A 12,664-nucleotide genomic window follows, 5' to 3' on the forward strand; every position below is an offset into this window, starting at 1 on the left:
TACGTCCTGCGTCCGTACACCAGTACGCTGATTGCTGCGGGAGGGACGACAGTGGACAGTGGTGCGATACGGCGACGGCTGGCGCTCGGCCTGGCCGTGCTGACAGCGGGCGGACTGCTCGCCTTCATGAGCGCGGGCAGCGCCCAGGCCGCCTCCTCCTCCTGCTCGGGACGCAAGGTCCGCACCCTGCCCTTCACGACCGGTTCCGTGCAGGTGTACAAGCGCAGCGGCTATGTCTGCGCCGTGACCTTCCCCGAGGCGCGGGGCTCGCGCAAGCGGATGTCCGTCAGCGTGCAGGCGCGCGGCGGCCGGCCGGTGGTGGACTCCGGGCACTTCGCGCATCACGCGGGCCCGGTGACCCTGTACGCGGGCCATCGCTGCGTCCGGATCAAGGGCTCGGTCGGCTCGGGTTCGGTGAGTTCCGGCTGGATCCTGTGCTGAACCACGTATGACCCAAGACCCTCTGGTGTCACGGGAGTTGCTCCGTTAGGTTCCGGCGGACAACCGAGTGATCCCAGGGGAGGGTGCATGCGCAAGGCGCTCAGAGGGCTGCTCGTGCTCACGGTGCTCATCGGCACGCTGAGCACGGCCGGGACGGCCACCGCCGTCCGGTCCGAGGCCCACGGCACCACGGCGGCAACCAGCACGGCCGACGAGAGCAAGGACATCCTGGACCGGCTGCTCGCGATCCCGGGCATGAGCCTCGTCCAGGAGAAGCCGTACACCGGCTACCGGTTCTTCGTCCTGAACTACACCCAGCCGGTCGACCACCGGCACCCGTCCAAGGGCACGTTCCAGCAGCGGATCACCGTGCTGCACAAGGACACCTCGCGCCCGACGGTCTTCTACACCGGCGGCTACAACGTCTCGACCACGCCGAGCCGGCGCGAACCGACCCAGATCGTGGACGGCAATCAGGTTTCCATGGAGTACCGCTACTTCACGCCGTCCCGGCCCGAACCGGCCGACTGGTCCAAGCTCGACATCTGGCAGGCGGCGAGCGACCAGCACCGTATCTTCCAGGCGCTGAAGCCGGTCTACGGCAAGAAGTGGATCTCCACCGGCGGCTCGAAGGGCGGCATGACCGCCACGTACTACGAGCGCTTCTACCCTCATGACATGGACGGCGTCGTCGCCTACGTCGCGCCCAACGACGTCGTGAACGACGAGGACTCGGCGTACGACCGCTTCTTCCGGCAGGTCGGCACCGAGGAGTGCCGCGACCGGTTGAACGCCGTGCAGCGCGAGGCCCTGGTGCGCCGCGAACCGCTGGAGAAGAAGTACGCGCAGTACGCCGCCGACAACGGCTACACCTTCACCACGGTCGGCAGCCTGGACAAGGCGTACGAGGCGGTCGTGCTCGACTACGTGTGGGGCTTCTGGCAGTACAGCCTGCTGAAGGACTGCGACACGATCCCCGCGGACGCCGCGACCGCGAGCGACGACGACATCTGGAACTCCGTCGACACCATCTCCGGGTTCTCGTTCTACACCGACCAGGGCCTGGAGCCGTACACCCCGTACTACTACCAGGCGGGCACCCAACTGGGCGCGCCCACCATCCACTTCCCGTACATCGAGAAGAAGTATGTCCGCTACGGCTACCAGGCCCCGCGCACGTTCGTGCCGCGCTCCATCCCGATGAGGTTCCGGCCGTCGGCGATGCGTGACGTGGACGGCTGGGTCCGCCGGAACGCGCACCACATGCTGTTCGTCTACGGCCAGAACGACCCCTGGGGCGCCGAGCGGTTCCGTCTCGGTTCCCAGGCGCGCGACTCCTACGTCTTCACGGCTCCGGGCCTGAACCACGGCGCCAACGTCGCCGGGCTCGCCGCCGACGAGAAGGCGCTGGCCACCGCCCGCATCCTCGACTGGGCGGGCGTCGCCTCCACGGCGGTCCAGGCGGACCCCTCGGCGGCCCGGCCGCTCGCGAGGTTCGACGCGAGGCTGGACAGCCGCGACACCGAACGGGACATGACTCTGCGCCCGTGACCGCAACAAGGCCGCGCCCGCCCGTGACGACACGGGCGGGCGCGGCCTTGTTCCGTCGGACAGGCCCTAGTACCTGAGCCCGTACCCGATCGGGTACAGCACCTGCGCCGGGTCGTCCGCCCGTTGCACCGGCACCGGCAGACTGCCGCGCGGGTCCACCCGGCCGGCGATCACCCGGGCGGCGGCCCGCACTTCGACGTCGGTCCAGGAGTACGAGGCCAGGCAGGCGCCGACGCCCGGGATCCGGGCGATGTCGTACGGGTTGCGGATGGCGACCGCCGTCACCGGGACACCCGTGGCGACCAGACGGTCGACCAGGGTCTTCTGGGACCCGGTCGCCGTCAGGTTGTACGTCAGGGCGACCACCGCGTCCGCGTCGGCCGCCGCCGTGACGGCCTTGTCGATCGTGGCCGCCGACGGGGCCGTACCCGTGGACAGGGCCGTCGCCGTGAAGCCCAGTCCGGTCAGCGCGGCCGCCATGACGGTGGTCGGCGGCCCGTCGGACAGCGACGGCGAGGCCGGATCGGCGCCCACCACCAGGACCCTCGGGGTGCGCCGCCGGGACAGCGGGAGCAGCCCCTTCTCGTTGACCAGCAGGGTGGTGGTGCGCTCGGCGATCCGGTCGGCCGCCCGAAGGTGCTCCGGGACGCCGACCACCCGGTCCACGGCCGCGTCACGGACGTACGGGTCGCTCAGCACCCCGTGCTTGGCCTTGAGCCGCAGGATGCGCAGGATCGACTCGTCGAGCCGGGCTTCGGTCAGCTCGCCGCCGCGCACGGCGTTCAGCACCGCGTTCCACGCGACGCCCAGGTCGGGCGGGTTGAGGAGCTGGTCGACACCTGCCTTGAGCGCGAGGACGGGGACGCGGTCGTCGCCGTACTTCATGCGCACGCCCTCCATGCCCAGCGAGTCCGTCACCACGACGCCGTCGTAGCCGAGTTCACCGCGCAGGATGCCGGTGAGGATCGGGTGGGAGAGGGTGGCGGGGTCACCGGCCGGGTCGAGCGCCGGGACCATGATGTGCGCGGTCATGATCGAGTCGATGCCGGCGCGGATGGCCGCCCGGAAGGGCACCGCGTCGAGCTCCGACCACAGTTCGCGGCTGTGGGTGATGACGGGGAAGCCGAAGTGGCTGTCCACGGCGGTGTCGCCGTGGCCCGGGAAGTGCTTGGCCGTGGCCGCGACCCCCGAGCTCTGGTAGCCCTTCACCTCGGCCGCCACCAGGCCCGCCACCGCGTCCGGATCGGCGCCGAAGGAGCGCACGCCGATCACCGGGTTGGCCGGGTTGACGTTCACGTCGGCGTCGGGGGAGTAGTCCTGGTTGATGCCGATCGCGCGCAGCTCGGCGCCGCTGACGCGGCCCACGGTCCGGGCGTCGGACCGCGAACCGCCCGCGCCCAGCGCCATGGCGCCCGGGAACAGCGTCGCGGGCCTGCCCACCCGGGCCACTATCCCGTGCTCCTGGTCCGTGGAGATCAACAGGGGTAGCCCGCGCGGCAGTTCCAGCGAGGCGCGCTGGATCCCGTTCGACAGGTCGGCGATCTGGTGCGGATCGCGGGTGTTGTGCGCCCAGGCGAAGTAGATGATGCCGCCGACGCGGTACTTGGCGATCAGCTCGGCGGCCGTGCGGACGCCGATCTCCTTGAGGTTGGCGTCGATGTCGGCCTGGTCGGGCGCGGTGGCCGAATGACCGTACACCCGCATGACGAAGAGCTGGCCGACCTTCTCCTCCAGCGTCATACGGGAGATCAGGGCGCGCAGGGCCTTGTCGGTGCCCGGGCGGGCCTGTGCCGCGTGGGCGGGGGTGCCGGCGGCCAGCGCCGCGGTGACGCCCGCCGTGGCGGCGAGAACCGTACGCCGGGAGGGCCTTGACGGTCTGTCCGGCCCGGCGGGCGCGGACGGTCTTGCGGTGCTTCCCGTGCTGGAGTCGCGCACAAGCGCTCCTTCCCTCGTGAAGGAAACTTCCGAGGAGTCACGATTATCCGGGAAGTTTCTTCCAGTCAAGGGTGTGCACAGGGCGCGTCGGTCCGGCTCCGGGTTCGGGCGGTGGGTGGGTCGGGGCCGTGCCGGTGCATCAGCCCGTCGCCGTCGGGTGAGGGGTGGGCGTCGGTGGCGACGGGCATCGATGTACCGGCCCGGCCCCTCGCGCCGGATCCCGGGTGCACGATCCAGCCCCTCCGGCGTTTGAGGAGCGGGGGTCCGGGGGCAGTGCCCCCGGGTACGGGAAGGGTAGGGGCGGAGGGGGCGATGGAACCGCCCGGACCTGTGGAGCCGTGGGGTAGGCGGCGGGGACCCTTGCGGTGGGCTCCGGTTGTGGGTGTCAGGGGCGTTTCGACACCATGGGCCAGCGGGACTGGAGGGTTCGGACCGTCTCGGCGATGGCCGGCCGGCGCGCCGCCCCCGCGCGCCACAGCGCGTAGAGCCGGCGGACCGGCAGTGGGTCGAGCGGTACCTCCGCCACCCCGTCGGGAAGGGGGCCGCGGCCGAGGCGCGGGATCAGGGCGACGCCGAGACCGGCGGCGACGAGGGCGATGAGGGTCGGGTTCTCCTCGGCCTGGTGGACGATGTCCGGCTCACTGCCCGCCGCGCGCAGCGTGCGCACCAGCCAGTCGTGGCAGACCCGCCCGGGCGGCTGGCAGATCCACCGCTGGCCGCCCAGGTCCTCGCGCCGTACCGACGACCGCCCGGCGAAGGGATGCCCGGCGGGAACGAGCAGATCGCACAGGTCGTCGCCGATCACCGCCTGCTCCACCCCCGGCGGGGCGGGCAGCGGGGAGATGTCCCAGTCGTGCGCGACGGCCAGGTCGACCGCGCCCCTGGCGACCAGGTCGACGGACAGATGCGGGTCGATCTCCGTCAGCCGGGTGTCCAGGGCCGGATGCCGGGCGGCCAGGTCGGCCAGGACGGCGGGCAGCAGACCGCGGGCCGCCGAGGCGAACGCGGCCACCGTCAGCCGCCCCGCGGGCCTGCCCCGGCGTTCCTCCAGCTCGGTCTCCGCGCGCTCCACGATCGCCAGCAACTCCTGTGCCGTGTCGGCGAGTTGTTCGGCCTGCTCGGTGAGCCGGACACCGCGTCCGCGCCGCTCCAGCAGGACGGTCCTGGTCTCCCGCTCCAGCTTCGCGATCTGCTGGGACACGGCGGAGGGGGTGTAGCCGAGCGCGGCCGCGGCGGCGCCGACCGTGCCGTGCACCGAGACGGCGTGCAGGGCCCGCAGGCGCTGGAGATCGAGCATGGAGGCCTCCCGGTCCGCGATGTCGCTCCCCTCCAGCTTACGTAAGCGTTGCTTCATCCATCCATGCAGACATTCGCGCTGGTGCTACACGGTGGTGGCGTCGGATGCTCGACGTATGCGACCCGCACACATCAGCCTCGCCGTCCTCGTCGCCGCCGTCTGGGGCGTGAACTTCACCGTCATCGAGGTCGGCCTCGACCACTTCCCACCGCTCCTCTTCTCCGCCCTGCGCTTCCTCGTGGCGGCCCTGCCCGCCGTGTTCCTCGTGGGCCGCCCCAAGGTGGCGTGGAAGTGGATCGTGGCGGTGGGACTCGTCCTCGGCGTCGCGAAGTTCGGGCTGCTGTTCATCGGCATGGACGCGGGGATGCCCGCCGGACTGTCCTCCCTCGTGCTGCAGATCCAGGCGGTCTTCACCGCGGTCCTCGCCTTCGCCTTCCTCGGCGAACGCCCCACCCGCGTCCGGCTGGCGGGCATGGCCGTGGCCCTCGCCGGGGTGGGCCTGGCCGCCGTCGACGAGGGCACGGCCGGCCCCCTCGGCGCCTTCGCCCTGGTCGTCGCGGCCGCGGCCTGCTGGGGACTGTCCAACGTCCTCACCCGCAAGGCGTCCCCGCCCGACCCGCTGAACTTCATGGTGTGGGTGAGCACCGTCCCCGTCCTGCCGCTGCTCGGCCTGTCCCTGCTCACCGAGGGCCCCTCCCGCGACCTCGACGCGCTCCGCGCCCTGGACCTCCAGGGCGCCGGAGTCGTCGTCTACGTCGCCTGGATCACGACCGTCTTCGGCTTCGGCGCCTGGGGCTGGCTGCTGCACCGGCACCCGGCGTCCACCGTCGCGCCCTTCTCGCTGCTCGTCCCGGTCTTCGGCATGTCGTCGGCCGCCCTGTTCCTGCACGAGTCGGTCGGTCCGCTGCGGTGGGCGGCGGCGGCCCTGCTGGTGGGCGGGGTGGCGCTCACCTCGCGGACGCCACGAAAGGTCCAGCCGGCGGACGTTCCAGCGCCGGAGCGGGCCGGGGCGCCAGCATGACCCCATGGCCGTCGTCGACATTCCCGGTTCCAAGTCCATCACCGCCCGCGCGCTCTTCCTGGCAGCGGCGGCCGACGGGGTCACCCGCCTCGACCGCCCGCTGCGCTCGGACGACACCGAGGGCTTCGCGGAGGGCCTGACCCGGCTCGGCTACCGCGTCGGCCGGACCCCGGAGAGCTGGCACATCGACGGCCGCCCGCAGGGCCCGGCCGTGGCGCGGGCCGACGTCCACTGCCGGGACGGCGCGACCACGGCCCGCTTCCTGCCCACCCTCGCCGCCGCCGGACACGGCACCTACCGCTTCGACGCCTCCGCCCAGATGCGCCGCCGCCCACTGGGACCCCTGTCGCGGGCGCTGCGCGACCTGGGCGTGGACCTCAGGCACGAGGAGGCGGAGGGCCACCATCCGCTGCGCATCGAGGCGGCCGGGGTGGAGGGCGGCACGGTCACCCTCGACGCGGGCCAGTCCTCCCAGTACCTCACCGCCCTTCTCCTGCTCGGCCCGCTGACCCGCACCGGCCTGCGCGTCGAGGTCACCGACCTGGTCTCCGCCCCCTACGTCGGCATCACCCTCGCGATGATGCGCGCGTTCGGGGCGGACGTGACGGTGGACGGCGACGTCTTCGACGTGGCGCCCGGCGGCTACCGGGCCACCACCTACCCCGTCGAACCCGACGCCTCCACCGCGAGCTACTTCTTCGCGGCGGCCGCCCTGACCGGCCGTGAGGTCACCGTGCGCGGCCTCGGCGCGGAGGCGCTCCAGGGCGATCTCGCCTTCGTGGACGTCCTGCGCCGGATGGGCGCGCACGTGGAGACCGGGCCCGACCGCACGACCGTGCGCGGCACCGGCGAACTGCGCGGCCTCACCGTGAACATGCGGGACATCTCCGACACCATGCCGACGCTCGCCGCGATCGCGCCCTTCGCCTCCGGCCCGGTCCGCGTCGAGGACGTCGCCAACACCCGGGTCAAGGAGTGCGACCGCCTGGACGCCTGCGCGGAGAACCTCCGGGCGCTCGGCGTCCGGGTGGAGACCGGCCCCGACTGGATCGAGATCCACCCGGGCGTCCCCGCCGCCACCGAGATCAGGACGTACGGCGACCACCGCATCGTCATGGCCTTCGCGGTGACCTCGCTGCGCGCCCCCGGCATGACCTTCGACGACCCCGGATGCGTCCGCAAGACGTTCCCCGCCTTCCACGAGGTGTTCGGGGCCTGGGCCGCCGCCGGGAACGACGGCTGAGCCGGCCCGGCGTCCGTCTCCCGCGTCTTGTCGGGAAGATCCGGGGCGGCTAGCTTCGCGACGGACGGCGCCGACCGCGCCGGAGACCCGACCGGGAAGCGGTGAACAGATGTCCTCCGATGCCTCCCTTGTCACACTCGCCGTCGTCGGCGCCGGGGACCGGGGGACCGGTCACGCGCGCTGGGCCCTCGACCACCCCGAACGCGCCCGGGTGGTGGCCGTCGCCGAACCACGCCGGACCCGGCGCGAACGGTTCGCGGCCGCCCACGCCCTGGAACCGGACGCCGCCGTGGACGACTGGCGGGTGCTGGCCGCCCGCGGCCGGATCGCGGACGCCGTACTCGTCTGCACCCTCGACCGCGAACACCTCGAACCCGTCCTGGAGTTCGCCGCCCTCGGGTATCACATCCTGCTGGAGAAGCCGATGGCCCTCACCGAGGACGAGTGCCGGCGGATCGTCGACGCCGTGGAGAAGGCCGGTGTGATCCTCGCGGTCGGACACGTCCTGCGCTACACCCGGTACAGCCGCGCCGTGAAGGAGATCGTGGACTCCGGCAGGCTCGGTGACGTGATCAACGTCCAGCACCTGGAACCCGTCGGCTTCTGGCACCAGGCCCACTCCTTCGTCCGCGGCAACTGGGGCCGTACGGACCGGGCCACGTCCATGCTGATGGCCAAGTCCTGCCACGACATCGACTGGTTGCAGTACGTCCTCGGCCAACCCCCCGTCCGCGTCTCCAGCTTCGGACGCCTCTCGCACTTCCGTCCCGAGAACAGGCCCGAGGGCGCAGCCGACCGCTGCCTCGACTGCGCGGTGGAGAACACCTGCCCCTACTCCGCCCGGCGCGAGTACGGCGACCGGCTCGCCCGCGGCGAACACCACTGGCCGCTGAGCGTGCTCGTCGACGACTACACCCCCGAGGCCCTGGAGACCGCCCTGCGCGAGGGCCCGTACGGGCGGTGCGTGTACGCCTGCGACAACGACGTGGTCGACCACCAGGTGGTCTCGATGGAGTTCGCCTCCGGGGCCACCGCCACCTTCACCATGACCGCCTTCACCGAACAGGCCGACCGCCGCACCCGGATCTTCGGGACCCGCGGCGAACTGCGCGGCGACGGCGGGAGCTTGAGTGTCTACGACTTCCTGACCCGGACCGAGGAGGCCGTCGACCTCACCGCGCCGGGCGCCATGGACGCGGCCGGCGGCCACGGCGGGGGCGACGCCGCCCTGATGGACGCCTTCGTCGCCGCCGTCGCCACCGGGAACCCCGGCCTCGTGAAGTCCGGTCCCCGGGAGTCCCTCACCAGCCATCTCACCGTGCTGGCCGCCGAACGCGCCCGGCGCGCGGGCACCGTCGAGGCCGTATAACCGCTGGACACGGGCCGACCCCACCGCGTAGGAATCGCAGCGGACACGACCGGATCGACGAAGGGACGCGGGGCGTTGGGTTTCCAGTTGAAGGGGCCGGTCCTCGAAGGCACACGGGTACGGCTGGAGCCGCTCGGCCACCGGCACGCGGCCGACCTCGCCGTGGCGGCGGAGGAACGCCGGGACACGTACGCGTTCACCTGGGTGCCCCGGGCCGACGAGGTCGGGGACTACGTCGACGCGCAGCTCGCCCGCGCCGCGACGGGCAGGCTGGCGCCCTACGCGCAGATCTCCCTCGCCTCCGGACGGGCCGTCGGTGCCACCTCGTACTGGGAGCCGCGGTCCTGGCGTTCGGACGACCGGCTCGACGCCGTCGAGGTCGGCTTCACCTGGCTCGCCGCCTCGGCCCAGGGCACCGGCCTGAACGCCGAGTCCAAGCTCCTCCTCTTCGGGCACGCCTTCGAGGAGTGGGGTGTGGCACGCGTCGACCTGAAGACCGACGCCCGCAACGCCCGCTCCCGCGCGGCGATCGCGAGCACCGGCGCCCGCCTGGAGGGGGTCCTGCGCAACTGGTCCCGCTCCTGGGCGCCGGGCGAGGACGGCCTGCTGCGCGACTCCGCGGTCTTCTCGGTGACGGCGGCGGAGTGGCCCGAGTGCCGGGACCGGCTGACCGCGCGGGTGGCCGGGGCGTCGTCCCGGACGGGCGGGACGACGGTCCGCTAGCGGCGTCCGTTGCCCGGGCGGCCCGGCCTCCCAGATTGCGCGGGCGGCCCGGGAGGTCTTCGAGCGGCTCGCGCGGGGCGCCACTCGGAGGCTTCCGGGCGTGGTCGATCGTCCGAGCCCCTGGACCCGGGAGCAGGGAATCGGAAACGATCGGCCCATGAGCACGTACGACACCGATGACCTCGCGAGCGACGCCCCCGCGCCGGGCCGGCGGTCCTTCCTGATCCTGCACGGCTGGCAGAACCACCGCCCGGAGGGCCACTGGCAGCACTGGCTCGCCGGGCGGCTCGGGGAGCTGGGGCAGCACGTCGTCTATCCGCAGCTCCCGGACGCCGACGACCCGGACCTGGAGGTGTGGCTGGCGGAGCTGGCCCGCCACCTGGACGCCCTGCGCGGCTCCGAGCGCGTGGTCGTCGCGCACAGCCTCGGGGCCGTGCTGTGGCTGCATGCGGCCGCGCGCGGACTGCCCGGCGCCGTCGGCGTCGACCGAGTGCTGCTCGTCGCCCCGCCGTCCGCCTCCGTTCTCGCCGGACTGCCGGAGATCGCCGGATTCACCCTGACCGAGAAGGGCTTCACCCTCCCCGGCCCCACCCGGCTGGTCGCCGGCGACGACGACCCGTACTGCCCCGAGGGGGCCGACGCGGTCTACGGCGACCCCCTGGGCGTACCGGCCCGCATCCTGCCCGGGGCCGGGCATCTCGGCATGGACGCGGGGTACGGACCCTGGCCCTCGGTGCTGGAGTGGTGCCTGGACGGGACGGCGCCGCTCACCGCCCGCGCGAGCTAGTGTGCCGGCCGGCCCGCTGATCGCCGGGGGCCGGCTGCCGGCCGCGGACGGCCACCCGTTGCTCGGGGACGCCTGCCCTCTGGTCGCGGACGTCCACCCGCTGGTCGCGGGGGTCGAACAGGGAGCCGGTCCGCGGGGGATGCGCGGGGCGCTGCGGGACGACGGCCGTGCCCCGGCGCCGGCGCCGCGAGGACCGGCTCCGGTCCCCGTCGCCGAGCATGAGCTGCGGGTCGAACATCACCACCACTCCGGCCAGGATCAGGAAGACGACCGGTCCGATGAGCATGGGGAGCAGGATCGAGGCCGGGGAACTGTTGCCGTACAGCCCGGACACGTAGGACGCGTCCGTCGCGCCGCGCAGATGCACTTCGACGGCAGCCATGGCGGTGTAGTGCGTGCCGGTCAGGGCGACGCCCATGAGGAGGGCGGCGCCGAGGGCGGCCGGGAAACCCCGGTACGAGGCGGCCGTCCACACTGCGGCGGTGGCGGCGGTGACCGCGAGCAGCACGGAGGCCGACACCATGAGCGAGTCGTGGTCCAGGGAGCCGTTCAGCTCGATCGCGGCCATGCCGGTGTAGTGCGTGGCCACCACGGCGAGCCCGGTGAGGATTCCGGCCGCGGTGAGGGTGACGGGGGTGGCGCCGCGGTATCCCACGGCGAAGACGCCGAGACCGACCATCGCGATCGCCAGGACGAGGCTGAGCGAGACGAGACGCGAGTCGTAGCCGATCGGGATCCCCTGGATCCTGAAGCCGACCATCGCGACGAAGTGCATGGTCCAGATGCCGCAGCCTATGGTCGCCGCCCCGAGGGCCAGCCAACCCGGCTTCCACGACTGCCGGTTGTTCAGGGACCGGACGACGCAGCGCAGCCCCAGGGCGCTGCCCAGACAGGCGACGAGATAGGAGGCCGCCGGAGTCACCGCCCCGAACTCGAAGCCCTCCACGGTGCCTTGCATATATGCCAACTCCCCCAGGGAACGGGTTACTTGGGGGAGTACGGTCCCGTGCCCAGGTTGCGTGAGCGGTTCCGTACGGTAGGTGTTTGCGTTAACTCTGCGATGCGGCTTCGTTCAACGGGCGGACAGGCTGTCCGCACTCCGGACGGTGCGCCCCGGGCGCGCGCCGCCGCGGTGCGGTCACTCCTTGTCGGCGCGCAGGTCCAGGCGCCAGTCCTGGCCCGTCAGGTCCGCGCCGAAGGACCGGTGCGGCTTCTCGGCGACCAGGGCGAAGCCGTGGCGCTGGTAGATCCGCCGGGCGGCGGCCAGGACGTCGTTGGTCCACAGGACGAGCTCGTGGTAGCCGACCCCGCGCGCGAAGTCGGTGACGGCGCCGACGAGACGGTCGCCGATGCCCAGGCCCCGCGTCTCCGGCTCGACCAGCAGCAGCCGGAGGCGGGCGGTGCCGGGCGTGTCGTCCCGTACGCACATCACGCATCCGACGGGCCGCCCGTCGAGCTCGGCGATCCACACCCGCTCCAGGTGGGGGTCGTGGTCCTCGGCGAAGTCGGCGACGATCCTCGCGACCAGGCCCTCGTAGTCGGCGTTCCAGCCGTACTCGGCCGCGTACAGGGCCGCGTTGCGCTGCACGATCCAGCCGAGGTCGCCGGGGCCCGGTTCGCGCAGGAGGACGTCCTCGGGGCCCGGTGCGGCCCGCCCGTCCCCCAGGAGGGTCCGTACCGTGCGCATCGCCTCCGTGAGCCGCGGCCGGTCGGCGGGCGGCACGGTCGCCAGCAGCGTGCCCACGCTCCGGCGTGCCCGCTCGTCGAGCAGCGCGGCGGCCTCCCGGCCGCCCGCGGTGAGCGTGATCCGGCGGCGCCGCGGATCCTTCTCGGACGCGGTGCGCTCGACCAGTCCGTCCTGCTCGAACTTGTTCAGGATCCGGCTCAGATAGCCGGAGTCCAGGGCGAGTTCGGCCCGCAGGTCGGCGGCGTCCGCCTGGGGCGTGTGCGCCAGTTCGTACAGGACGCGGGACTCGGTCAGCGTGTACGGCGCGTACAGATGGCGGGCGTAGTCGAGCGCGCCGATGACGTTCGTGTAGAAGCGGTTGAAGGAGCGGATGTCCTGAACGGTCATGATCGGCCCCGAGGGTCGGCTGTACCCGGTCACGGTCGGCGCTTGCCTGCTCCGGCTGAATGTCTGACCCAGTCAGAGATAATCGCCACCCCGAGCATAGAACCACCTTGGCTCCCGGGCCTACCCCGCTGTCGCCGGTTCGGTCCGGTGGGTGGGTCGGGGCCGTGCCGGTGCATCAGCCCGTCGCCGTTGGACGGAGACGTGACCGTCGGTGGCGACGGGC

Annotated in this window: 11 protein-coding genes; 7 read left to right on the plus strand and 4 right to left on the minus strand. The window is 72.7% G+C overall.

Going from position 1 to position 12,664, the window contains the following annotated elements:
* Positions 1–51: 51 nt before the first annotated feature.
* Together ACIQ7M_RS08775 and ACIQ7M_RS08780 are read left to right on the plus strand one after the other, a co-directional pair.
* Positions 52–441: a hypothetical protein gene (locus ACIQ7M_RS08775; RefSeq protein WP_355775025.1), complete on the plus strand. Its 390-nt coding sequence runs from the start codon at positions 52–54 to the stop codon at positions 439–441.
* Positions 442–528: 87 nt separating this feature from the next.
* Positions 529–1,992, plus strand: a complete 1,464-nt coding sequence (locus tag ACIQ7M_RS08780) for a S28 family serine protease (RefSeq protein WP_403641437.1) — start codon at positions 529–531, stop codon at positions 1,990–1,992.
* Positions 1,993–2,058: 66 nt separating this feature from the next.
* Here the strand turns inward: ACIQ7M_RS08780 and ACIQ7M_RS08785 are convergent, their stop codons facing one another.
* Both ACIQ7M_RS08785 and ACIQ7M_RS08790 read right to left on the minus strand, forming a co-directional pair.
* The gene (locus ACIQ7M_RS08785) at positions 2,059–3,927 is read right to left on the minus strand and encodes a glycoside hydrolase family 3 protein (protein WP_403641440.1); all 1,869 of its coding nucleotides are present in this window, start codon (positions 3,925–3,927) and stop codon (positions 2,059–2,061) included.
* 385 nt (positions 3,928–4,312) lie between these two features.
* Positions 4,313–5,224 carry a LysR family transcriptional regulator gene (locus tag ACIQ7M_RS08790; protein WP_403642207.1) on the minus strand — a complete coding sequence of 304 codons (912 nt, stop codon included), beginning with the start codon at positions 5,222–5,224 and terminating at the stop codon, positions 4,313–4,315.
* Positions 5,225–5,339: 115 nt separating this feature from the next.
* Here ACIQ7M_RS08790 and ACIQ7M_RS08795 point away from each other — a divergent pair, with 115 nt between their 5' ends.
* From ACIQ7M_RS08795 to ACIQ7M_RS08815, 5 genes are all read left to right on the plus strand, one after another.
* Positions 5,340–6,245: an EamA family transporter gene (locus ACIQ7M_RS08795; protein ID WP_355773259.1), complete on the plus strand. Its 906-nt coding sequence runs from the start codon at positions 5,340–5,342 to the stop codon at positions 6,243–6,245.
* A 4-nt stretch (positions 6,246–6,249) separates the two neighbouring features.
* The gene (aroA, locus tag ACIQ7M_RS08800) at positions 6,250–7,488 is read left to right on the plus strand and encodes a 3-phosphoshikimate 1-carboxyvinyltransferase (protein WP_403641444.1); all 1,239 of its coding nucleotides are present in this window, start codon (positions 6,250–6,252) and stop codon (positions 7,486–7,488) included.
* Between the two features lie 109 nt (positions 7,489–7,597).
* Positions 7,598–8,857 carry a Gfo/Idh/MocA family protein gene (locus tag ACIQ7M_RS08805; protein WP_403641447.1) on the plus strand — a complete coding sequence of 420 codons (1,260 nt, stop codon included), beginning with the start codon at positions 7,598–7,600 and terminating at the stop codon, positions 8,855–8,857.
* 75 nt (positions 8,858–8,932) lie between these two features.
* On the plus strand, positions 8,933–9,580 hold the full coding sequence (locus ACIQ7M_RS08810; protein WP_386988900.1) for a GNAT family N-acetyltransferase: 648 nt from the start codon (positions 8,933–8,935) through the stop codon (positions 9,578–9,580).
* A gap of 157 nt (positions 9,581–9,737) precedes the next feature.
* Positions 9,738–10,367, plus strand: coding sequence for an RBBP9/YdeN family alpha/beta hydrolase (locus ACIQ7M_RS08815; RefSeq protein ID WP_403641450.1), 630 nt, complete (start codon positions 9,738–9,740; stop codon positions 10,365–10,367).
* Here the strand turns inward: ACIQ7M_RS08815 and ACIQ7M_RS08820 are convergent.
* A complete protein-coding gene (locus ACIQ7M_RS08820; RefSeq protein WP_403641453.1) occupies positions 10,348–11,325 on the minus strand; it encodes an MHYT domain-containing protein in 978 nt (325 codons plus the stop codon). The two genes, ACIQ7M_RS08815 and ACIQ7M_RS08820, sit on opposite strands and share 20 nt — an antisense overlap.
* Positions 11,326–11,505: 180 nt before the next feature.
* Positions 11,506–12,441, minus strand: coding sequence for a GNAT family N-acetyltransferase (locus tag ACIQ7M_RS08825; RefSeq protein WP_403641456.1), 936 nt, complete (start codon positions 12,439–12,441; stop codon positions 11,506–11,508).
* Between the last annotated feature and the right edge of the window lie 223 nt (positions 12,442–12,664).

Origin of the sequence: Streptomyces sp. NPDC096324 (assembly GCF_044763015.1) — a bacterium.
GTDB lineage: Bacteria > Actinomycetota > Actinomycetes > Streptomycetales > Streptomycetaceae > Streptomyces.